Consider the following 21,678-nt stretch of genomic DNA (forward strand, 5'->3'; position numbering starts at 1 on the left):
AAAGCGCACCCGGCCGGGTGCGCTTTTTCGTGCGGTTGTGGCGGCTAGAAGCCGAAGCCCTCCTGGACCTGGTCCTTCGGCGGGGCCTGCACCGACACCGGCGTGCCGTAGTCGGTGACCGTCATCACCATGGTCCGGTCGGAGCCGTCGGGCATGATGCCCTTCATCGTCATCTCCAGCTTGGCGATGCGGCCCTGGTCGTCCAGGACGAGGGTGAACGGGACGGCGCCCATCTTCCCGGCGGCGTCCTTGGCGGCCTTCTCCTGCTCGGAGCCCATGGACGACAGGTCCATCTTGCTCAGGTCGAGGGTGCCCTTGTAGGTGTGGGCGTCGATCTGCTCGACGTCGCCGACCTGCTTGAGGAACTCGGCGGGGTCCATCTGCTTCTGATCCCAGGCCTTGCCCAGGTCTGCGTCGGTGGAGTCGAAGTGCATCCACTTGTCGGAGGCCATGAAGCCGCCGGTCATCTTCATGTACATGTCGTCACCGAGCATGATCATCTCGGTGTTCATGCTGAAGCCCTCGGCGGTGACCTTCATGGTGGCGTGCGCCGCCTTGGCCACCGGGTCGACCTGCGCGGTCATCTCGACCTCGGGCGCCATGGTCATGCTGAAGGAGTAGGACTCCTGCTTGACCTTCTCGGCGGCCACGGCGATCGCGGCCTTCGGGTCGGCCTTGACGGCCGGCTGCTCGGCGGAGGTGTTCTTGCCCCCACCGTCGATCTGGGCGTTCTTGCCGCACGCCGCCGCGCCGAGCGCGATGAGCGCGGCGAGGGTGACGGTGGAGGCGATCCTGGCGGCCTTGGTGATCCTCATGATGGATGTGTCTCCCGGTCGCGGTGGGGTTCTGCCTTCGAGGGTACGGGGCCCGGACCGGCCGGTCCGGGCCCCGTGCGCCCGCTCGGCACGTTCTGGTGAGAACGGCCCGCGGGCGAGTGGGCGTCAGGCGCCCATGGAGTTGGTGTCGACGACGTCCTTCGGGTCCGGCTTCTCGGCCGTGACGGGCTTGTCGTAGCCGGTGACGGTCATCTTGTAGTTGTCGTCGGCCTTGGTGCCGGTGGACTCCATGGCCGAGATGCGGCCGTCGGCGCCGACGGTGGCGGTCACCGTCGTCTTGTCCTTGGTGCCGGTGCCCTTCTCGCCCTTGAGCTTGCCGAACAGGCCGCTGGCGCCCGCGCCGGCCTCGGTCAGCTTGAACTGGCCGGCCGCCAGCCGCTCCACCTTGGTGGTGTCGCTGATGAGCTGGGTGTCGTCGAAGACCTTCTCCTCGAACACGTCCCCGAACTCCGAGGACGAGGTCTTCATCCACTTGCCCTTCATCATCTGGGCCATCTCGCCGCTGTTCAGCTTGATGTAGGCGTCCTCGCCGAAGATGCGGATCTCCATGTCCTGGTCTTCGCCGTCGATCTTGCCCTTCAGCTTCATCACCGCGACCTTGGCGGTGGAGTCGATGGACATGCTCACCGTCAGGTCGCCCGAGGTGCCCTCGACCGACATCGACTTGGCCTCGCCGGACTTCTTCAGCGCGGCCTGGAGCTCGGCCTTCGGGTCGCCCTTCTGCTCGGCGGCGTTGTTCGAGGACGACGACGCGTTGTCGGTGGGCTTGTCCTTGGTGCCGCACGCGGCACCGAACAGGGCGACACCGGCCAGGGCGGCGACGGCGACGATGGACTTCAGCTTCATGGTGAGACCTTTCACGTGCGGTGGAAATACCGGAAGGGTGGCGAAGACCGGAGACGCGCGTTTCGGGCGCAGTGGTGGCCCGAAACGGCCCGCCCGGCTACGCCGGTGGTTCGACGAACTCGCGCGCGGGCGCGTCGGAGGGGACCGCCGCGACGGCGTCGGGACGGTCATGGCCGAGGTCGGGGGACGCCGGGAGACCGGCGAGAGGCAGGGCGGGCGGCAGGTCCCGAGTGGCCGGGCCGCCGTCGCCGTGGAAGCCGCCGGTGTCGCACTCGGCGACGTCGGCGGGACCGGATTCGTCGGAGGCGACGACCGGCTCGGCGGAGGCGGGATCCGGCGCGCCGGCCACCGCGTCCACGGTCGCGGCGAAGGCCGCGAGCACCGCGAACACGGCGAGCACGATGGACCGGAACTTCACGAGCGCTGCTCCTGCGAATGTCGGGCGACGCCGCTGGGCGGGCGGCGGAGACGGTTTCCGGGCTGATGAAACCGTCCATTCACGGTAACTCACACGCGCACGCCTAAGCCGCCCGTTTCACCTGGGGCAATGTGCGTCACAGCGGTCACCGGGCGAAACATGCGAAAGGCCCCGTGCGAAGCACGGGGCCTTTGTGGAGAATATGCCGATCCGCTTACAGGGAACCGAATCCCTCGACGTCCTCGGGCTTGCGCGGGGCGGGGCCGACGTACTTCGCCGACGGGCGCACGATGCGCGCCAGCTTCTTCTGCTCCAGGATGTGCGCGCTCCACCCGGCGACGCGGGCGCAGGTGAACATCGAGGTGAACATGTCGGCGGGGACCTCGGCGAAGTCGAGCACGACCGCCGACCAGAACTCCACGTTGGTGGCCAGGACCCGGTCGGGCTTGCGGGCCTTCAGCTCGGCCAGCGCGGCCTGCTCCAGCGCCTCGGCGACCTCGAAGCGCGGCGCGCCCAGCTCGCGGGCGGTCTTGCGCAGGACGCGGGCGCGCGGGTCCTCGGCGCGGTAGACGCGGTGGCCGAAGCCCATGAGGCGCTCGCCGCGGTCCAGGACGCCCCTGACGTAGGCCTCGGCGTCGCCGCTGCGCTCGACCTCCTCCAGCATGTGCAGGACGCGCGAGGGCGCGCCGCCGTGCAGGGGCCCGGAGAGGGCGCCCACGCCGGAGGAGATGCAGGCGGCCACGTCGGCGCCGGTGGAGGCGACCACGCGGGTGGTGAACGTCGAGGCGTTCATGCCGTGCTCGGCGGCGGAGATGAAGTAGGCGTCGACGGCCTTGACGTGGCGGGGGTCGGGCTCGCCGCGCCAGCGGCGCATGAAGCGCTCGACGATGGTCTCGGCCTTGTCGATCTCCTTCTGCGGTACCGCGGGGCGGCCGATGCCGCGCGCCGACTGCGCCACGAAGGACAGCGCGGTCACCGATACCCGCGCGAGGTCGTTGCGGGCCTGCGCGTCGTCGATGTCCAGGAGCTGGTGGAGACCCCAGTAGGGGGCGAGCATGGCGACCGCGGACTGCACGTCGACGCGGATGTCGCCGGAGTGGACCGGGACGGGGAAGGGCTCGGCGGGGGGCAGCCCGGGGCCGAACTTGCCGTCCACCAGCAGCGCCCACACCTGACCGAAGGAGACCCGGCCGATGAGATCTTCGATGTCGACGCCGCGATAACGCAGCGCCCCGCCTTCTTTGTCGGGTTCGGCGATCTCGGTTTCGAAGGCGACGACGCCTTCGAGGCCCGGTTTGAAGTCGGACATCAGGTCTCCTGTTTCGTCAGGTACTCTCGCCGGCCCCATCTTGCCCGTCCGCGCGCAACTGGGCGAGCACCGGGTGGAGCGGAACACGCCTGAATCGAGCGCGTCCGCGCATCCGAGCCTATCGTTTTGCACCCCTTGCCCGCACTTGGCGAGCGAAATCTGTGGTGTTCGGCTAAAGGATTTGGTGAGAATGCGACGAGTCGCCGATAGCCGATCACGATGCGATAAAGCCCGGGCGTGTTCCTAATATTGGGCGGTGGTCGGCGCATCCGGCCGGGATTGGGGAGAGACCGCGATGAACACGCCCGAGGAGACCTGGTCGGTTGCGAAGCTGGGCCGCCAATATTCCAGCGCGCCCTTCGACACCGGCGCCCTGGCGCCCACCTGGCACGAGCAGCTGCGCGACTGGCTGAAACAGGCCGTCGACGGCGGGGTGTTCGAGCCGAACGCGATGGTGCTCTCCACCGTGGACGCCGAGGGCGCGCCCAGCTCGCGGAACGTGCTGCTGCGCGACTTCTCCTCCGAGGGCCTGACCTTCTTCACCAACTACGAGTCCCGCAAGGGCACCGAACTGGCCGGCAACCCGAGGGTCGCGCTGCTGTTCTCGTGGCTGCCGCTGTACCGGCAGGTGAACATTCGCGGGACGGCGGTCCGGGTCCCGCGCGAGGTCTCCGCGGCCTACTTCGCCTCGCGCCCGCGCGGCTCGCAGCTGGCGTCCTACGTGTCCCCGCAGTCCCAGGTGCTGCCCGACCGGGACGCGTTGCAGCGCATGTGGGACGAGGCCGACGCCGCGTTCCCCGGCGAGGTCCCGCTGCGCGACAACTGGGGCGGCTACCGCGTCGTCCCCGAGACCGTGGAGTTCTGGCAGGGCCAGGAGGCGCGCATGCACGACCGGCTGCGCTTCCGGCGGGTGCCGGGCGCGGACTGGGCCGTCGAGCGCCTCGCGCCCTGATGAGGCGGCGGTGCGGTCTGGATAGACTTCCCCTCGCCGATCGGCTCGCCGTCCACACCCGCCTTGAAGACCCTGTTCTTCGATGACCGTCGCCCAACACGGGCGGGAGCCCCGGCCGCAGGGAGGAACGAGCATGGCGCTGTCCGGTGAGCAGTGGAGCATTTCGTACGCGGGCCGCGAGGCCGTCATCGTCGAGGTCGGCGGCGGCCTGCGCTCGTTCACCGTCGACGGTGACGCCTATGTGGACGGCTACTTCGAGGACGAGCTGTGCCCCGGTGGCGCGGGCCAGGTCCTGGCGCCCTGGCCGAACCGGCTGGGCGACGGCGCCTACGAGTTCGGCGGGAAGAAGTACCAGCTGCCGCTGTCCGAACCCGCCAACCGGAACGCCTCCCACGGCCTCGTCCGCTGGCTGCGCTGGCAGGCCGTCGACCACGACCCCGACTCGGTGACCGTGGAGTGCGCCCTCCCCGCCCAGCCCGGCTACCCGTTCCCGATCGTGCTGCGCACCCGCTGGTCGGTGGGGCCCTACGGGCTGCGCGCGGTCCACACCGCGGTGAACCTGGGGGCGTCCCCCGCGCCGTTCGGGCTCGGCGTCCACCCGTACCTGAAGGTCCCCGGCACGCCCATCGCCGACCTGACCCTCGACCTGCCGGCGAAGCTGCGCCTGAAGACCGACGAGCGCAAGCTGCCCGTCGGCGACGAGCCCTACGCCAACGCCTCCGCCAAGATCGGCGACACCGTCATCGACGCCGCCTTCGGCGACCTGGCCCGCGACGCCGACGGCAACATCGCCATCGCGCTGTCCACCGGCGACGGCCGCGGCGTCACCCTCTGGGCCGACGAGTCGTTCCCGTGGGCGCAGATCTACACCGCCGACGCCTTCGGCGACGAGCGCAAGCGCCGCGCGGTGGCCATCGAGCCGATGAGCTGCCCGCCGGACGCCTTCCGCACCGGCCGCGACCTGGTGACGCTGGCGCCGGGCGAGATCTGGTCCGGGACCTGGGGGATCAAACCCCGTCGGTGATGACGCCCCTCGATGTTGTGAGCTATCTCACTTGATGGTCCGTCGATGGAGTGCGGGAGCGTCTCGTTGACAAGGTGAAGTGAAGGTGAAGGGAGCGCGCAGCGGTGATTTTCAAGGGTGTCCTCGACGAGCGGCCCTACCCCGAGCACGGGCTCACCCTGCGCGAATGGTCGGCCATCCCGCCCCGGCTGGTGCGGCTGGACCGCATCATCACCACCAAGAGCGTCCTGGCCCTCGACCGGCTGCTCGCCGACGACTCCACGTTCTACGGCGACCTGTTCGCCCACGTCGTCCAGTGGAACGGCGAGTGGTACATGGAGGACGGCCTGCACCGGGCGGTGCGCGCCGCGCTGCGGCAGCGCACCGCCATTCACGCGCGGGTGCTGGCCCTCACTGCTGAGGGTGTTGTTGCCACTGCCCGGGTGGAGGGGCCGGGGCAGGGGTAGGCGCCGGGTAGCCCGGCTGCTGGTGCGCGACGACCGGCGAGGGCGGCGGTCCCGGTGAGGCCACCGCCGCAGGCGCGGCGGCCTTCGGGTCGAAGGTGACCGCCGCGGCGGTCATCACGATCAGGATCCCCAGGACCAGCAGGATCGTGCCCCACCCGAAGGACACGGTGTCCCCCAGGTACTCGTCGGGGTCGTCGCCGCTGCCGTAGGAGTCGGACGGGGAGGGCTCGGGAGCGTTCCCGGTGTAGTAGTGCTGCGTGCCCAGCAGGTAGGAGCGCCAGCTCAGGATCGAGCCGACGATCGAGGCGATCGCCACCAGGCCCGCCAGCAGCGTGCCGACCTTCAGCCCGACGCGGGCGCGCCCGCGGACGGCGAGGGTCGCCGCCAGCAGCGCCAGCGCCAGGTAGAGCGGCAGCAGGTCGATGCCCGCCACGCCGCCGTACTGGTAGCCGCGGGAGAGACCGTTGACCGGGATCTCCCAGATCTCCTTGTAGGCGGTCTTGTCATCGGCGTAGATCGCGGCCGGGCCGAGGTACCCGATCACGATGAGCAGCGTGCCCACGGCGGTCAGGATCAGCGGCACCGGCCCGAACGGCATGCGCTCGCGCCAGAACGACGAGACGGGCGGGGGCGGGGACGGTGGCGGCGGGGAGTAGGTGAGTGGAGGGGCGGTCACCGGCTGGACGACCGGGAACTGCCCGGTCGCCGTCGCGGGGTATGCCGCCTGCTGGGGCACAGGGGGCTGTGTCATGCGTCGCATCCTTCCCGACGCGCGCCACCTGTGGGAACCCGTCAGGCGGACGGTGCCGACCACACGGTGTTGTCGGGGACGACCTCGATGCCGTCCTCGTGCGGCGGCGGGGAGGCGACCGGGAGGACGGACGGGACGCGCCGGGTGGCGGTGACCGCGGCGACCGCGAGGAGGACGAGCGCGGCGATCAGCAGCCAGGTGCCCCAGCCCACGGACATCACGACGTCCTCGAAGGGGTTCTTCTTCATGGAGGGGTCGTATTCGTCCAGGCCGTAGTCCGAGGCCGCCGAGGTGCCCTCGGTCCAGCGGTTGGTGCCGGTGAAGATGCCGACCCAGTCGCGGAACTGGCCGTAGATCATGCCCACGCCGAGCACCGCGACGCCGACGGCGGCGAATCGTGCCGAGATGCGCCGCGCGCCGCCGGTGCCGTAGGCGAAGGCGAGCAGGAGCGCGGTGAGGATCAGCGGCCACACGGGCATCGCGAGGGCGGTCTGGGTGCTGGTGAGGCCGATGGGCAGGCCGGAGATGGGGATCGCGACGTACTTCGTCACGTCGCCGTTCTTGTCCGAGTGGACGGCGGCGGGGCCGAAGAAGGCCACCGCCCCGGCCAGGACGCCGGCGGCGGCGAACAGGGCCGACACGGGTGTCGTGGGGAGGGCGGAGAGGAGGCCGGCGCGCGTGGGAGCCGGGGCTTCGGTGGGCGTGGCGGGGTACGGGGCATCGGGCACGGTGGGCATGGCCCCATCCTGCCTCAGCCGCCCGGGTGGCCGCCATCGCGCTCCGCCCCCCGTCCCCGCGCCCGCCCTCGTAGGCTCGGGCCATGGACGCCACACCGATCTGGATCGCGGGCACGCCCGAGCACGGGACCGAGCCGCTCACCGTCACCCACCCCTACGACGGTTCAGAGGCGGGCGCGACCACCCACGCCACGGAGGAGCAGGTGGAGCGCGCGGTGGCCGCCGCGGCGGCGGTGGCGCGCGAGGCGGCTTCGCTGCCCGCGCACGTGAGGGCCGCGGCGCTGGACCACGTCTCGCGGCGGCTCGCCGAGCGGCATGAGGAGGTCGCGCGGCTGATCACCGCCGAGAACGGCAAGCCGATCACGTGGGCGCGGGTGGAGGTGACGCGCGCGATCGGCACGTTCCGGTGGGCGGCGGAGGAGGCGCGGCGGTTCGACGCGGTGACGCAGGACCTGTCGGCCGATCCGGGGATGGTGGGGCGGCTGGCGCTGACGCGGCGGGTGCCGCTGGGGCCGGTGCTGGGGATCAGCCCCTTCAACTTCCCGCTGAACCTGGTCGCGCACAAGATCGCGCCCGCGATCGCGGTGGGCGCGCCGATCGTGGTCAAACCGGCCCCGGCGACTCCCCTGTCGGCGCTGCTGCTGGGCGAGCTGCTGGCCGAGACGGACCTGCCCGCCGGGATGGTCTCGGTGATCCCGGTTCCCAACGACCGGGCGCCGGGCCTGGTGGCCGATCCGCGGCTGCCGGTGGTGTCCTTCACCGGCTCGGTGCCGGTGGGCTGGTCGATCGCGGAATCGGTGCCGCGCAAGAAGACCGTCCTGGAACTCGGCGGGAACGCCGCCGCGCTGGTGTGCCCCGACTGGTCCTCCGAGGAGGACCTGGAGTGGGCGGCGACCCGCATCGCGACCTTCGGTAACTACCAGGCCGGGCAGAGCTGCATCGCCGTGCAGCGGGTGTTCGTCGCCGGGGAGCTCTACGACGACCTGGTCGCCCGGGTGGTGACCAAGGTGGGCGCGCTCAAGGACGGCGATCCGTCCGAAGAGGACGTCGTGGTGGGCCCGCTGGTCGACCTCGCGGCGGCCGAGCGGGTCGAGTCGTGGGTCGGCGAGGCGGTGGCGGCCGGGGCGCGGGTTCTGGTGGGCGGCAACCGATATGGAACCGCATACGAACCGACCGTGCTGGCCGACGTGCCGCCCGGCGCGAAGGTCTCCGCCGAGGAGGTCTTCGGGCCCGTGCTGACCGTTTCGCCCGTGTCCTCAGTGGACGAGGGCTTCGCCGCGATCAACGATTCGCGCTTCGGCCTTCAGGCCGGTGTCTTCACCCACGACGTCGCGGTGGCCTTCCGCGCCCACCGTGAGCTGGCCGTCGGCGGGGTGATCGTCGGCGACGTGCCGAGCTTCCGCGCCGACCAGATGGCCTACGGCGGGACCAAGGACAGCGGGGCGGGCCGCGAGGGCCTGCGGGCGGCGATGGAGGACCTCACCGAGACCCGCGTTCTGGTGCTGCGGACGACGAGTTGATCTCTCCCTCCGGCGGTCTTGACCGCCCCCGCCATGGCGGCGATACTCGATCGGGCCCGGGGCCCGTTAACGGACGAAAAACGGCAGGGAGGTCCGCATGGCCGCGGAAAAGGCCGGTTTAAGCCGTCTGATCGGAAGGGGATTCCGGGCCGCCGGACTGACCTTCCGGGCCGGTCCCGTGGCCGCGTCGATCAACCTCGTCATCGTCGTCCTGCAGGGTCTCCTGCCGACGGCCGTGGCGTCGCTGACGGCGTTGCTGCTGACCGAGATCCCCGAGCGGGGATCCACCGGCTTCGATCCACAGTTCCTCGTCACCGGACTCGCCGTGCTCGGCGTGACGCTGGTGTCGCTGCCCTACATCACGTCCTATGTGCACGCTCGGGTGCGCAGGCAGCTCACGGTGATCGTGCAGGAGCGGCTGTTCGCGGCGGTCAACCGCTTCGGCGGCATGTCCCGCTTCGAGAACCCGGTGTTCCTGGACAAGCTCCGGCTGGCGCAGCAGGCCGCGATGAGCGCGCCCGACCAGGTCACCAACTCCATGTTCTCCATCGTGCAGGGCGTCCTGTCGGTGATCACGTTCCTGGGCGCGCTGCTGTTCATCAGCCCGCTGATGGCGCTGATCACCGTCGTGGCGGCGGTCCCGGTGCTGTTCATCCAGCTCCAGCTCAGCCGCGACCGGGCCAACATGTCCTGGCGGATCAGCCCGCGCAACCGGCGGCAGATCTTCTACCAGATGCTGCTGCTGGACCTGGCCGCGGTGAAGGAGGTCCGCCTCTTCGGGCTCGGGCCGTTCCTGCTCAAGCGCCTCAACACCGAGACCCACGAGATCAACGCCGCCGAGGAGAAGGTGGAGCGCAAGGCGCTCTACACCCAGACGCCCCTGGGCGTCCTGGGCGCGCTGGTGGCCGGTGGCGGTCTCATGTGGATGGTGTGGCGGGCGCTGGACGGCGAGTTCAGCATCGGCCAGGTCTCGCTGTTCGTCGCGGCCGTCGCCGGTGTCCAGAGTGGACTGTCCTCGATCGTGTCCTCGGTGTCGATGATGTACCAGTCGCTGCTGCTGTTCGGGCACTTCACCGAGGTCTCCGACATGGCCTCCGACCTGGCCGAGCCCGCCGCTCCCAAGGCCATCGCCAAGCTCGCCGAGGACGGCGGCATCGAGCTGCGGGACGTGTGGTTCCGCTACACCGATGACGGCCCCTGGATCCTCAAGGGCGTCGACCTGCGCATCGAGACCGGCCGCTCGCTGGCCCTGGTCGGCCTCAACGGCGCCGGCAAGAGCACCATGGTCAAGCTCCTGTGCCGCCTCTACGACCCCAGCAAGGGCAGCATCGTCTGGGACGGCGTCGACTACAAGGACATCGAGCTGCACGCCCTGCGCGACCGCATCTCGGCGGTCTTCCAGGACTACATGTCCTATGACCTGACCGCCGCCGAGAACATCGGCATCGGCGACCTCACCCACCTCGACGACCGCGAGCGCGTCATCGACGCCGCCCGCAAGGCCGACGTGGACGAGAAGATCAGCGAACTCGGCCGCGGCTACGAGACGATGCTGTCGCGCATCTTCTTCCAGGGCGAGGACAACGAGGACCCCGAGACCGGCGTGAGCCTGTCCGGCGGCCAGTGGCAGCGCATCGCGCTGGCCCGGGCCCTCATGCGCGCCCGCCGCGACCTGCTGATCCTCGACGAGCCCAGCTCGGGCCTGGACGCCGCCGCCGAGCAGGAGGTCCACGACCGGCTGCGCGAGTACCGGACCGGCGCGACCTCGGTGCTCATCTCGCACCGGCTGGGCGCCGTCCGCCACGCCGACCGCATCGTGGTGCTGTCCGAAGGGCGCATCATCGAAGACGGAGACCATGACACGCTGATGGGGCTGGGCGGGGAGTACGCGCGGCTGTTCACCATCCAGGCCGCCAACTACACCGGCGAACTCAGCGCCATCGGGGAGGAGTCGCCGTGACCTGGCTGCTCTACACGGCCGTAGCCGTCGCCGTCATCGCGGCGGGCGCGGCCTGGTTCGTCCACCGCCGCTACGTGGCCATCACCGTCGAGGGCGGCAGCATGACCCCGACGCTGCAACCGGGCGACCGGGTGCTCATCCGGCGCGGGCGCGGCGGGCTCCAGCGCGACCAGATCGTGGTCATCAAGGAACCCGACCTCGGCATGACCGGCTGGCGCAACAACACCCCCGCCACGCGGGACCTGAACGCCTCCGGCTGGTACATCAAGCGCGTCGTCGCCCTCCCCGGCGACCCGATGCCCGAGCGGGTGGTGAACTTCGGCGACGTCGTCCCCGAGGGCCACATCATCGTCATCGGCGACCACCCCCACAGCGGCGACTCCAAGCAGCACGGCCCCTGCCCGATCCACCAGGTCCTCGGGGTGGTCGTGCGGCGGATGGAGTCACGCCGGCAGGCCGATCCACAGCCCAGCCCCGGTCAGTAGCAGCACCAGCACCAGCATCGGGTAGACCGTCGCCGCCGTCAGCGGCGACGGTCTGTCCGCCGCCATGTGCCGGATGCGCGCGTGCGTCAGCAGCAGCGTCGCCACCCAGATCAGCGCCACCAGGGCCAGGGCGAGGGCCTGCGCACCGCTGACCCGGCCCGCGAAGACCGGTCGCGCCAGCAGCAGGACCACCACCGTGAAGGTCAGGACCGTGCGCCGCCACGCCAGCCGCGTCCGCTCCGGCTGGCGCCCGTCGGGATTCACGCCTTCCCCGAGATCAGCACGTACAGCACCACCGCCAGCGCGCCACCGGTGATGACGACCGCCAGCGCGGCCGGGAACCGGGTCGGCGGCAGGTCCTCGCCGTGCCGCATCGCCCACTCGCAGCGCAGCCAGCGCGCCACCGCCCGCAGCGCGCACATCGCCCCCAGCGCCATCAGGCCCACCGCCAGGACCTCCCGGAACGTCCCCCACTCGGCCCGGGGCAGGAACTGCGCGACGGCGATCCCGCCGCCCAGCAGCGCCAGCGCGGTGCGGATCCAGGCGAGGAAGGTGCGCTCATTGGCCAGCGAGAACCGGTAGTCGGGCGTGGTCCCCTCGTCGAGGAGGCGGGCGGGACTGAACCAGAGCTTGATCATCGAGCGCACCATGTCAGCCTAGATCCGGGCCGGTCCAGATCCGGGAAATCCCCCCTGGCCCGGGTCGGGGTACCCCGGACAGAATGGCCACATGGACCCCATCGCCGAACACCTCTCCGCGATGCGCGCCGCCCTGCTCGGCTCCCGCCGCCGCGTCGACGACCTGCTCCGCGAGGCCCGCCACGGCATGGAGGACGCCGCCGAGGCCTTCGAGGCCGACGGCGTCAGCCCGCCGGAGGCCGCGCGCATGGCCGTCGCCGACTTCGGGACCGTCGCCCAGGTCGCCCCCGACTACCAGGTCGAGCTCGCCGCCGGCGTCACCCGCCGGGCCCTGCTGTTCCTGGCGCTGCTGACCCCCGTCGGCAACATCACCGCCTGGTTCACCTGGCACGACGCCCCACCGCTGACCCACGCGCCCTTGCCCGGCACGTTCCAGCTGGCCACCGCCATGGACGTGCTGTCCTGGACGGTCACCATCGCCTCGGTGCTCGGCGCGCTCGCCGTCACCGTCGGCGGGCGCTGGATCGCGTTCCGCCCGTCCTGGGCGGCCGCCGCCGGGATCTCCATCTTCACGATGCTCACGCTGACCATGACCCTCGGCTTCGCCCTCACCGTGCTGTTCGCCGCCGCGCGCGACCTGCCGCCCTACGGCATGGTCCCCGACCCGGGGAACCTCGGGTACCTCGCGGCCTGGGGCGCGCTGCTGTGGACGGGGACGCGCTGCCTGCGCAGCGGCAGACGCGCGCTGCGCCTGGTCGCGGCTTAAGCGCGGCTTCAGGGCCCTTGCCGCATGGTGAGGGTATGAAGGCCTTCCTGAGCAAGTTCAAGATCGTCGGCCGCCGCCGCTGGATCGTGCTGAGCGTCGTGGCGTTCGTGGTCCTCCTCGGCGGGGGAGCCACCGCCTGGGCCACGGTGGCCCGCGACGGACACCGCCCGCACCCGCCCGCCGTCACCGCCGCGCCCGCCGTGACCGTCGGGCAGGCCGCCGACGCCGCGCTGGCCAAGGCGCCCGGCGTCGTCCACGAGGTCGAGCTCAAGGGCCCGGCCGACAAGCCGGTGTGGGAGGTGGAGATCTTCGGCACCGACGGCTCCTGGCACGAGGTGACCGTGGACGCCTCCTCCGGCACGGTCGTGGACGACCGGACCGGCCGGGGCCACGACGACGGCGACGACCACGGCGGTGACCGGGACCGCGGCCGCGACGACGACCACGGCCGCGGGCACCACGGCGACTAGACCTCCCCCGGAGGGAGCCCGGTCCGTCCCCGTCGGACCGGGCTTCAGCGCGTCTTCAGGCCCGCGTGCCATCCTCGGGCCATGCGCCTGCTCATCGTGGAGGACGAGAAACGCCTCGCCCGCGTCCTCGCCGACGGCCTGGGCGCCGAGGGCCACGCCGTCGACCTCGCCCACGACGGCCGCGCCGGGCTCACCCTGGCCCTGCGCGAGCCCTACGACGCCATCGTCCTCGACATCATGCTGCCCCTCATGAACGGCTACCAGGTCTGCGCGGCCCTCCGCGAGGCCGGGATCGCCACCCCCGTCCTCATGCTCACCGCCAAGGACGGCGAGTACGACGAGGCCGAGGGCCTCGACACCGGCGCCGACGACTACCTCACCAAGCCCTTCTCCTACGTCGTCCTCAAGGCGCGACTGCGCGCCCTCATGCGGCGCGGGACGGTCGTGGCGCCGACCGTGTGGCGCTTCGGGGACCTCGTGGTCGACCCCGCCGCCCGCACCTGCGCGCGCGGGACGTCCCCGATCACCCTCACCGCCAAGGAGTTCGCCGTCCTGGAGCACATGGCCCGCCACGCCGGGCGCGTGGTGCCCAAGACCGAGATCCTCGACCACGTGTGGGACCACGCCTACGAAGGCGACGTGAACATCGTCGAGGTCTACATCTCCAACCTCCGCCGCAAGATCGACGCGCCCTTCGGGCGGGCCGCGATCATCACCCTGCGCGGCGCGGGCTACCGCCTGGCGGTGGACGGTGGCTAGCTCCGTGAGAGGCCTCTGGCCCCAGTCGGTGCGCTGGCGCACCACCCTGTTCGCCACCGCCGTCTCGGCCTTCGCGCTGGTCGCGGTGGGCGCGCTGGTGCTGCTCCTGCTGCGCGCCAACCTCGCCGGGACCGCCCAGGACCGCGCCGAACTCGCCGCCCGCGAGATCGCCACCGCGCTCGCCGACGGGACGCCCCCGCAGCGGGCGCTGCCGCACGACGACGAGCTCGTGGTCCTCATCGACGGCCCCGCCACCGACTTCGGCGAGGACGAGGACCCCGTGCCGCGCTTCGGCGGCGAACCGCGCCCGGCGCCGCCGCCTGGGGACGACGACCACGGCGGCCGCGACGACGGTCACGACTACGACGACTCCTATACGAAGAAGGTCGGCCGGGTGCTGACCGAGGTCCGCTTCGACACCGTCAAGATCGACGGGAAGCCGCACCGCTTCGCCGCCATCACCGCCCAGGCCCCCGACGGCACCTGCTTCGTGGTCTACGCCGGGGTGTCCACCGCCGTCGGCGAGGAGGCGGTGGGCAAGGCCGCCCGGTACATGCTGCTGGCGCTGGCACCGGTCCTGCTCGTCATCGCCGGGGTGACCTGGCTGGTGACGCGCCGGGCGCTGCGGCCGGTGGCCGCGATCCGCGCCGAACTGGCCGCCATCACCGCCGGGGACCTGTCCCGGCGCGTGCCCGAGCCCGGCTCCCGCGACGAGATCGGCGACCTGGCCCGCACCACCAACGCCACCCTCGCGCAACTGGACGCCGCCGTGAGCCAGCAGCGCCGGTTCATCGCCGACGCCTCCCACGAGCTGCGCAGCCCCATCGCCACCATCCGCGCGCGCTTGGAGGTGGGGGCCGAGCACCCGGGCCTGCTGCGGCCCGCCGAGCTGCTGGACGACGTCGTCCGGCTCCAGCGCCTGGCCACCGACCTGCTGCTGCTGGCCCGCCTGGACGCCGGTGAGCGCCCACCGTCGCGTGCGGTCGACCTGGCCGGGCTGCTCCGCGAGGCCGCCGCGCGCCCGGCGCCCTACCCGGTGCGCCTGGAGGTCCCGGAGGAGCTGACCGTGCCGGGCGTGCGCTCGCGGCTGGAGCGGGTGCTGACCAACCTCCTGGACAACGCGCAGCACCACACGTCCACCGCCGTGTGGGTCACCGCCCGCGTCTCCGGCGGGCACGCCGTGATCGAGGTCGCCGACGACGGCCCGGGCGTGCCGGTGGCCGAACGCGAGCGCGTCTTCGGCCGTTTCGTGCGCCTGGACGAGGCCCGCAGCCGCGACGAGGGCGGCGCCGGGCTGGGCCTGGCGATCGTGGCGGACCTGGTGGCCGCGCACGGCGGGACGGTGGAGGTGGCCGACCGGCCCGGCGGGGGAGCGCTGCTGCGGGTGACGCTGCCTGCGTCCAGGGACTTCTGAGGCCGGCGTCCCGGGACCTCTGCGGTCTCAGGTCCCGAAGGCCGCCAGGAACGTCTCCACGCCGTCGGCGATGATCCCGGCGAGCTCCTCCTCGGGCAGTTCGCGCGTGCCCATCGCGGTGCGCGCGGCCAGTTCGCCGGTGATGAGCGCCATGAAGTGCCGCGCGGCCAGGACGGGGTCCGGCACGCGCAGGACACCGGCGTTGCCCAGCCGCGCCAGGCGCCCGGCGAGGGCCTCGTTGATCTGGCGGCCGCCCTCGGTCTGCACCTCGTCGTAGACCTCGGGGAAGCGGGCCGCCTCGGTGTACAGCAGCCGCGACAGCGCCCAGCCCTGCGGGCTGATGTGGCAGTCCACCAGGCTGCGGGCGACCGTGCGCAGGCCCGCGCGCAGGTCCTCGCCGGTGGTGGGGAAGCCGTCGACGGCGGCCAGGACCTTGGTCTTGCTGCGGGCGGCGGCCTCGGCCATCGCCGCGCGGTAGAGGTTCTCCTTGCCGCCCAGGTGGTTGTAGATCGTCGGTTTCGCCACGCCCGCCTCGGCGGCGATGGCCTCCACCCCGGCGCGCTCGTAGCCGTCCCGGGCGAAGACTTCGATGGCCGCGCTCAGGATCGCTTGCCGCTTGTCGATGCGGCCACGGGCGGTGGGTGGAGCGGGCGCGGCGGCGGCCCTTGCGGCGGACATGTCCCAGAGCGTACTCTCCGTCTCGCCTTCTTGAACTCATGAGTTCAAATTAGCTGACGGATTGGTTCTATGACTACTACCGCTGAGTCCACTGATGTCCGGGTCGGCAAACCCCTCACCGCCACCGTCGCCGTGATGGTCCTGGGCGCCGTCATGGCGATCCTCGACGCGACCATCGTCAACGTCGGCGTGGAGACCCTCGGCCACCACTTCGGCGCCTCCCTCGCCTCCGTCGAATGGGTCGCCACCGGCTACCTGCTCGCCTTCGCCCTCACCGTCCCCGTCGCGGGCTGGGCCGCCGAGCGCTTCGGCGCCCGCGCGGTGTGGCTGAGCGGCCTCACCGTCTTCCTGCTCGGCTCGGCCCTGTCGGCGATCTCCTGGTCCATCGGCGCCCTCATCGCCTTCCGGATCCTCCAGGGCATCGGCGGCGCGCTCCTCGAACCCACCATGCTCACGCTGCTGGCCCGCCTGGCCGGGCCGCGGCGTGCCGGACGGCTCCTCGGCCTCATCGGCGGGCTGCTGCCCCTAGGGCCGGTCTTCGGGCCGATGCTGGGCGGGCTGATCCTGTCCGGCCTGCCCTGGCAGTGGATGTTCCTGGTCAACCTGCCCCTCGGCATCGCCTCGCTGATCCTGAGCGCCCGGCGGCTGCCGCGCGACGAGCCCGGCGGGGCCGCGCGGCTGGACGTCCGGGGCCTGCTGCTCCTGCCGCCCGGCTTCGCCGCGCTCGTCTACGGGCTGTCCGGGGCGGCCGCGCGCGGCTTCGGCTCGCCGCACGTGTGGGTACCGCTCGTGCTGGGCACGGTCCTGCTCGCCGCCTACGCCGTCCACGGGCTGCGCCGGGCGGAGACGCTGATCGACCTGCGGCTGTTCGCCTCGCGCGGGTTCACCGCCAGCGTGGTGGCCATGTTCGGGGTCGGCGCGATGCTCTTCGCGGTCCTGTTCGCCGTGCCGCTGTTCTTCCAGCGCGGGCGCGACACCGGCGTCCTGTCCGCCGGGTTCCTGCTGGCCGCCGTCGGCGTCGGCGCGTTCATCGGGATGCCCCTCGCCGGGCGCCTGTCGGACCGGGTCGGCGCGCGCCCGCTCGTCCCGCTCGGCGCGGTGGTGGCCGGGCTCGGCTCGGCGGTCTTCGCGCTGGACGCCGCGCCGACGGCCGTCCTCGTCCCGGTCATGGTGCTCATGGGCGTCGGCTTCGGGTTCATCGGCGCGCCCTCGATGGCCGCCGTCTACCGCGGCGTCGCGCCCGCCTCGGTGCCCAGCGCGACCGGCGCGATCTACATCCTCAACCAGATCGGCGCCGCCCTCGGCGTCGCCGTCGCGGCCCTGCTCATCCAGACCCACGGCGAGGTGAGCGCGTTCTGGTGGCCGGTCGCCGCCGCGCCGCTGGTGCTGGTGGCCGGGCTGCTCCAGCCGCGCGCGTGAGGAGTGCGGGGAGCCACGCCCCGGGCTCCCCGCAACTACCACGGATGATGATCAAAGCCGCATATCATTCACGAATGATCACGGGGGACCCGCCGGACGACGGGGTGACCATCTCCTTTCCGGGCGACCTGCGCTACGCGGCGGGACCCGTCATCCCCGGCGCCACCAAGGTCCCCGGCTACGCCGAGCACCTGAAACTGGCCACGATCCTCGTCGACGCCCACGGCCGCGTCGTCTACTTCGACCCGCCCGCCGAGGAGATGACCGGCTTCGCGCGCGCCGAGATCATCGGGCGCGACGTGCACGTCCTGACCGGCGCGTCCATCCCCATGACCAGCGAGATCTTCATCAAGCTCGCGCAGAACCGGCAGGGCGGCATCGTGCCGATCCGCCGCGCCGGTGGCGACGTCCGCTTCGCCTCGGTGCGCTCGCAGCCGGTGAACCTGCCCGACGGCAGCCCCGCCTACCTGCTCCAGGCCATCGACCTGGACCGCGAGGGCGAGGGCGTGCGGCATCTGGGGATGCTGGAGGGCTTCTTCCACCAGTCGGCCTTCGGGTTCGTGGTCCTCGACGAGCACCTGCGCTTCGTGCTGGTCAACGAGGCCCTCGCCGGCCTGAACCGGCGCGGGGCGCCCGACCACGTCGGCCGCCACATCCGCGAGGTCTTCGACTCGCCCGACATGGACGAGTACGAGGCCCTGCTGGGGGAGGTCCTGCGCACCGGCGAGCCCATCGTGGACGTGCGCATCCCCGGCGCGCCCACCAGCGTCGCCGACGCGCGGCAGGTGTGGTCGGCGTCCTGGTTCCGGGTCACCAGCTGGCGCGACCTGCCCCTGGCGATCTGCGGGATCGTCTACGACGTCTCCTCCACCGAGCGGCCCGTCCTGGACGCCGCGCGCGGCCGCGACCGGCTGCTCCTGCTGTCGCGCGTGGGCGCGCTGCAAGGGGCGAACCTCGACATGCACGGCTCCGCGCAGGACCTGGCGCGGCTGCTGACCGCGGAGTTCTGCGACCTGGCCGTCATCGACGTCCTCGACGAGGTCATCACCGGCGAGCCCCTCCCGTTCGCCCTCGACGAGTCGGTCCTGCTGCACCGCCTGGCCGGGTCCGCGCGCGTGTCCGGGCCCATCGTGGACCGGCTCATCGACGTCGCCTCGCCCCGCGCGGCCCGCGACACCCACGGCTTCGCCGCCGTCCTGCGCGACCAGCGCGCGCAGCTCATCCAGACCCCCGGCGGGCTCCCGGTGTCCGACGAGCGGACCTCGATGGTCCGCGAGGTCGGCGGGCACTCGTTCATCATCGCGCCGCTGCGCGCCCGCGAGGTCACCCTCGGCGCCCTGACCTGCGCCCGCCTCGGCGACCGCGAGCAGTTCGACCACGACGACCTCCTGCTGGTCCAGGAGATCGCCAACCGCACCGCCCTCGGCATCGACAACTCCCGCCTCTACCGCGACGAGAAGCAGGCCGCGCTGATCCTCCAGCTGTCGCTGCTGCCGGAGTCGCTGCCGAAGGCCCCCGAGGCCGACATGGCCTACCGCTACCTCCCCAACAGCCGCTCCCGCCAGGCCGGCGGCGACTGGTTCGACGCGATGGTGATGCCCGGCCGCCGCATGGTCCTGGTCGTCGGCGACGTGATCGGCCACGGCATCGCCGCCGCCGCCGCGATGGGGCGCTACCGCACCGCCGTCCAGTCACTGGCCTCCATCGGCCTCGAACCCGCCGCGCTCATGACCCGCCTCAACGACATCGCCATGACCTTCGGCGACAACGCCATGGCCACCTGCATGTACGTCCAGTACGACCCGCTCCAGCACAAGTGCGTCATCGCCTCGGCCGGGCACCCGCCGCTCATCGTCGAGCCCCCCGGCGTCCCACCGGCGACCCACGAGATCCCCGCCGGGCCCATGCTCGGCGCGATCCCCGGCGCCGAGTACCGCAGCTACTCCCTGCCCACCCCGCCCGGCACCCGCCTGCTGCTCTACAGCGACGGCGTCGTGGAGTCCCGCTCGACCCCGCTGGACGAGGGCATCGCGCGCGTGGTCCAGCAACTGGCCGTCCGCCGTGGACTGTCGGAGCAGTGCGACCTGATCATGGCCGTCACGCCGACCGACGCCCGCGACGACCGGACGGTGCTGCTGGCCGAACTGCACGGGCTGCGGAGAGTGGGGGAGTAGCGCTAGCGTGGCCGCGTGCCACGCTACGTCCTCCCGGCCTTCCACGCCGACGTGCTCGCCCCCGGCGAGACCCACCCCGACGTGCCGCGGGAATTCCACGACGCCGCCGAGGCGCTGGGACCGCGGTTCCGGCCCGCGCTGCTCCGCTACCGGCGCTTCCGCGGCGTGTACCCGATGCTCGTGGTGTGGGCGGAGGACGCGCCCGCGCTCACCGGCGACCCGGCCGAACTGGCGGGAGCCGTCTACGCCGGGCTCCACCGCAACATGTGCTTCGCGTGCCGGACCTGGTACACCGTGGCCTACCCCGACCACTCCCTGGCCCCGGGGAGCGTGCCGCACGTCCCGAACTGCCCCGCCTGCGGCGCGCCCGCCGACACCGCGCGGCTGCACGTCCTGGGCATCGTGCCGGGTTCGGCCGGCCCCTCGCGGGACCGGCCGATCCCCTAACGCAACAGGTAGGAGCGGACCACGCTGACCGTGGCGGTGTTCCCGTCGGCGTCGGCGGCCGTGGCGCGCAGGGACACCGAGGCCGCACCGCGCGGGTGCCTCAGCACGCCGCGTCCGTTCACGAGGGACACCGGCGTCCAGGTCGCGCCGTCGTCGTAGGACGCCTCCAGCGTCAACGACGTCGCCGCCGGGATGCCCTCGGAGGCGGGGGACGTCACCGTCACCCGCTGGTCGCGCCCGGCCTTCGCCGCGCCGTCGGCCACGCCGCTCACCGTCCAGTGGGGCATCAGCAGCGGCAGCGTCCCGGTGCCGCCCGCCGAGGCGAACTCCCACACGCCGCTGATCTTCGCGCCCAGGCTCGTCCAGGACGCCCCGAGCCGGCCGTCGACGGCCAGGCGGTAGCGGCCGGTGTCGCCCGGGGGCAGATCGGCGTAGAAGGAGGTCACGTCGCCCTCGGCGCGCATCAGCTCGGCGCCGTCCTTCGACAGCACCGCCGTGCCGGTGAGGAAGCCCTCGTCGAAGAAGGTGAGCTCGGCCAGGGACGAGTCGAAGGAGACGGAGTCGTGCCAGCGGAAGCCGTAGGCGCCGAAACCGAGGGCGCCCGGCACGAAGTCCTCGCGGAACCGTCCCGGCCGCATGACGCGCTCCCCATGATGGAGGGCGACCAGCCCGCGCTGCTCGTCGACGAGGAAGAGGCTCGGCTGGTAGAGCACGCCCACCTGGTAGTACTCGGTGCGGGTCGACGGGACGGTGATGTCCAGCAGGAGGCACATGCCCTCCAGCAGGTCGTCGTCATTGGACGTCGCGCACTGCTTCGCCGGGGTCGCCGCGCCCAGCCCCCCGTAGCGGACGGTGCCCACCGCGAGGTCGCGCGGCCGGACCTCGTAGACCAGGTCGCGGGGCACGCCGGTGCGCTCCTTGAAGAGCAGGTGGTAGGAGTAGTCGCCCCCGCCGGGGGCGGCCGCCGCGACCCGGAACGTGTGGGCGAAGCGGCGGTCGGCGCTCGGGCGGATGTACAGGTCGGTCGTTTCGTCCATCGCCGCGCTGGCGGCGATGAAGTTCTCACCGGCGCCGAACCGCAGCGCCGTGTAGGCGACCTGGGTCACCGAGGCGCGGGGAGTGACCACCTTGAGCGGGCTCAGCCCGGCGCCGTCGAAGGCCAGCGAGCCGCCGGAGGCGCCGACAGTGAGGAACCGCCAGGTCGCGGCGTACTCGCCCCGGCGCGAATCGGTGGCCTTGGTGAGCATCCGGATCAGGCAGCCGTACTCGCCGGGCGGCAGGTCCATGGCGCCCTCGCCGCCGGTGAGCCGCGCCGGGGCCCAGGTGCCGTCGGCGGGATCCATGCAGAAGACGTCGGCCAGGTCGGGGGCCTTTCCGTGCCGGTCACGGGCGGTCACGGTCACCGGCACGCCCTCGGCGGCGGCGAGAGTGGGCGGCGGTGCCGGCATCGGCTGGTCGCCGAGGCCGAAGCCGTCCATCGGGTCGGACGGGGAGAGCGGGTCGGGCGCGGCCGCCGGTAACGGCCGCGCGGAAGGCGGCTCGGCCGCCGCCGGAGTGGCGGGGACGATGACCGGCACGAGGGCGGCGGCCAGGAGCGGGATGATCAATCGACGTCGCACGTGTGTCCCT

23 protein-coding genes are annotated in these 21,678 nt (G+C 72.2%); 13 read left to right on the plus strand and 10 right to left on the minus strand.

Annotated features, from left to right (window positions below; translation table 11 throughout):
- Positions 1–44: 44 nt before the first annotated feature.
- From QSK10_RS27975 to QSK10_RS27990, 4 genes are all read right to left on the minus strand, one after another.
- Positions 45–815 carry an SCO4651 family lipoprotein gene (locus QSK10_RS27975; RefSeq protein WP_285666150.1) on the minus strand — a complete coding sequence of 257 codons (771 nt, stop codon included), beginning with the start codon at positions 813–815 and terminating at the stop codon, positions 45–47.
- A gap of 126 nt (positions 816–941) precedes the next feature.
- Complete coding sequence (locus QSK10_RS27980; protein ID WP_285666151.1) at positions 942–1,682, minus strand: LolA-like protein; 741 nt, start codon at positions 1,680–1,682, stop codon at positions 942–944.
- A 97-nt stretch (positions 1,683–1,779) separates the two neighbouring features.
- A complete protein-coding gene (locus tag QSK10_RS27985; RefSeq protein ID WP_285666152.1) occupies positions 1,780–2,100 on the minus strand; it encodes a hypothetical protein in 321 nt (106 codons plus the stop codon).
- A gap of 214 nt (positions 2,101–2,314) precedes the next feature.
- Positions 2,315–3,409 (minus strand): citrate synthase 2, encoded by a 1,095-nt coding sequence (locus tag QSK10_RS27990; protein ID WP_285666153.1) that lies wholly within the window; start codon positions 3,407–3,409, stop codon positions 2,315–2,317.
- A gap of 295 nt (positions 3,410–3,704) precedes the next feature.
- On the opposite strand from QSK10_RS27990, the gene pdxH reads away from it, so the two are divergent.
- The 3 genes from pdxH to QSK10_RS28005 all read left to right on the plus strand — a co-directional run bounded on the left by pdxH (position 3,705) and on the right by QSK10_RS28005 (position 5,831).
- Positions 3,705–4,361, plus strand: coding sequence for a pyridoxamine 5'-phosphate oxidase (gene pdxH, locus QSK10_RS27995; protein ID WP_285666154.1), 657 nt, complete (start codon positions 3,705–3,707; stop codon positions 4,359–4,361).
- Between the two features lie 133 nt (positions 4,362–4,494).
- Positions 4,495–5,385 carry an aldose 1-epimerase family protein gene (locus tag QSK10_RS28000; protein WP_285666155.1) on the plus strand — a complete coding sequence of 297 codons (891 nt, stop codon included), beginning with the start codon at positions 4,495–4,497 and terminating at the stop codon, positions 5,383–5,385.
- Between the two features lie 104 nt (positions 5,386–5,489).
- On the plus strand, positions 5,490–5,831 hold the full coding sequence (locus QSK10_RS28005; RefSeq protein WP_285666156.1) for a type II toxin-antitoxin system VapB family antitoxin: 342 nt from the start codon (positions 5,490–5,492) through the stop codon (positions 5,829–5,831).
- On the opposite strand, the gene QSK10_RS28010 is transcribed toward QSK10_RS28005, so the two are convergent.
- Together QSK10_RS28010 and QSK10_RS28015 are read right to left on the minus strand one after the other, a co-directional pair.
- On the minus strand, positions 5,776–6,582 hold the full coding sequence (locus QSK10_RS28010; protein ID WP_285666158.1) for a hypothetical protein: 807 nt from the start codon (positions 6,580–6,582) through the stop codon (positions 5,776–5,778). The genes QSK10_RS28005 and QSK10_RS28010 overlap by 56 nt on opposite strands.
- A gap of 41 nt (positions 6,583–6,623) precedes the next feature.
- A complete protein-coding gene (locus QSK10_RS28015) occupies positions 6,624–7,319 on the minus strand; it encodes a hypothetical protein (protein ID WP_285666159.1) in 696 nt (231 codons plus the stop codon).
- A gap of 83 nt (positions 7,320–7,402) precedes the next feature.
- Between QSK10_RS28015 and QSK10_RS28020 the strand changes: the two genes are divergently transcribed.
- The 3 genes from QSK10_RS28020 to QSK10_RS28030 all read left to right on the plus strand — a co-directional run bounded on the left by QSK10_RS28020 (position 7,403) and on the right by QSK10_RS28030 (position 11,284).
- Complete coding sequence (locus tag QSK10_RS28020; protein WP_285666160.1) at positions 7,403–8,839, plus strand: aldehyde dehydrogenase family protein; 1,437 nt, start codon at positions 7,403–7,405, stop codon at positions 8,837–8,839.
- A gap of 97 nt (positions 8,840–8,936) precedes the next feature.
- On the plus strand, positions 8,937–10,799 hold the full coding sequence (locus tag QSK10_RS28025) for an ABC transporter ATP-binding protein (protein ID WP_285666162.1): 1,863 nt from the start codon (positions 8,937–8,939) through the stop codon (positions 10,797–10,799).
- Positions 10,796–11,284 carry a S26 family signal peptidase gene (locus QSK10_RS28030; protein WP_285666163.1) on the plus strand — a complete coding sequence of 163 codons (489 nt, stop codon included), beginning with the start codon at positions 10,796–10,798 and terminating at the stop codon, positions 11,282–11,284. The genes QSK10_RS28025 and QSK10_RS28030 overlap by 4 nt, the downstream gene beginning before the upstream one ends.
- On the opposite strand, the gene QSK10_RS28035 is transcribed toward QSK10_RS28030, so the two are convergent.
- Together QSK10_RS28035 and QSK10_RS28040 are read right to left on the minus strand one after the other, a co-directional pair.
- Entirely contained in the window at positions 11,243–11,548 is a 306-nt protein-coding gene (locus tag QSK10_RS28035; protein ID WP_285666164.1) for a DUF202 domain-containing protein, read from the minus strand. The two genes, QSK10_RS28030 and QSK10_RS28035, sit on opposite strands and share 42 nt — an antisense overlap.
- Positions 11,545–11,922 (minus strand): YidH family protein, encoded by a 378-nt coding sequence (locus tag QSK10_RS28040; protein ID WP_285666166.1) that lies wholly within the window; start codon positions 11,920–11,922, stop codon positions 11,545–11,547. The genes QSK10_RS28035 and QSK10_RS28040 overlap by 4 nt, the downstream gene beginning before the upstream one ends.
- Positions 11,923–12,013: 91 nt before the next feature.
- On the opposite strand from QSK10_RS28040, the gene QSK10_RS28045 reads away from it, so the two are divergent.
- The 4 genes from QSK10_RS28045 (at position 12,014) to QSK10_RS28060 (ending at position 15,331) form a co-directional block, all read left to right on the plus strand.
- Positions 12,014–12,688: a permease prefix domain 1-containing protein gene (locus tag QSK10_RS28045; protein WP_285666167.1), complete on the plus strand. Its 675-nt coding sequence runs from the start codon at positions 12,014–12,016 to the stop codon at positions 12,686–12,688.
- 35 nt (positions 12,689–12,723) lie between these two features.
- Entirely contained in the window at positions 12,724–13,158 is a 435-nt protein-coding gene (locus QSK10_RS28050; protein ID WP_285666168.1) for a PepSY domain-containing protein, read from the plus strand.
- An 81-nt stretch (positions 13,159–13,239) separates the two neighbouring features.
- Positions 13,240–13,917, plus strand: a complete 678-nt coding sequence (locus tag QSK10_RS28055) for a response regulator transcription factor (protein ID WP_285666169.1) — start codon at positions 13,240–13,242, stop codon at positions 13,915–13,917.
- 4 nt (positions 13,918–13,921) lie between these two features.
- Positions 13,922–15,331: a sensor histidine kinase gene (locus QSK10_RS28060; RefSeq protein WP_285666171.1), complete on the plus strand. Its 1,410-nt coding sequence runs from the start codon at positions 13,922–13,924 to the stop codon at positions 15,329–15,331.
- 27 nt (positions 15,332–15,358) lie between these two features.
- Here QSK10_RS28060 and QSK10_RS28065 read toward each other — a convergent pair whose 3' ends face one another.
- Positions 15,359–16,009, minus strand: a complete 651-nt coding sequence (locus QSK10_RS28065) for a TetR/AcrR family transcriptional regulator (protein WP_285666174.1) — start codon at positions 16,007–16,009, stop codon at positions 15,359–15,361.
- Positions 16,010–16,078: 69 nt separating this feature from the next.
- Here QSK10_RS28065 and QSK10_RS28070 point away from each other — a divergent pair, with 69 nt between their 5' ends.
- The 3 genes from QSK10_RS28070 to QSK10_RS28080 all read left to right on the plus strand — a co-directional run bounded on the left by QSK10_RS28070 (position 16,079) and on the right by QSK10_RS28080 (position 20,049).
- On the plus strand, positions 16,079–17,428 hold the full coding sequence (locus QSK10_RS28070; protein WP_285666176.1) for a DHA2 family efflux MFS transporter permease subunit: 1,350 nt from the start codon (positions 16,079–16,081) through the stop codon (positions 17,426–17,428).
- A 74-nt stretch (positions 17,429–17,502) separates the two neighbouring features.
- Positions 17,503–19,602 carry a SpoIIE family protein phosphatase gene (locus QSK10_RS28075; protein WP_285666177.1) on the plus strand — a complete coding sequence of 700 codons (2,100 nt, stop codon included), beginning with the start codon at positions 17,503–17,505 and terminating at the stop codon, positions 19,600–19,602.
- Positions 19,603–19,617: 15 nt separating this feature from the next.
- Positions 19,618–20,049 carry a hypothetical protein gene (locus QSK10_RS28080; RefSeq protein WP_285666179.1) on the plus strand — a complete coding sequence of 144 codons (432 nt, stop codon included), beginning with the start codon at positions 19,618–19,620 and terminating at the stop codon, positions 20,047–20,049.
- Here QSK10_RS28080 and QSK10_RS28085 read toward each other — a convergent pair.
- Complete coding sequence (locus QSK10_RS28085) at positions 20,046–21,668, minus strand: hypothetical protein (protein WP_285666181.1); 1,623 nt, start codon at positions 21,666–21,668, stop codon at positions 20,046–20,048. The genes QSK10_RS28080 and QSK10_RS28085 overlap by 4 nt on opposite strands.
- Between the last annotated feature and the right edge of the window lie 10 nt (positions 21,669–21,678).

The organism is Actinorhabdospora filicis (assembly GCF_030269765.1).
Classification (GTDB): domain Bacteria; phylum Actinomycetota; class Actinomycetes; order Mycobacteriales; family Micromonosporaceae; genus Actinorhabdospora; species Actinorhabdospora filicis.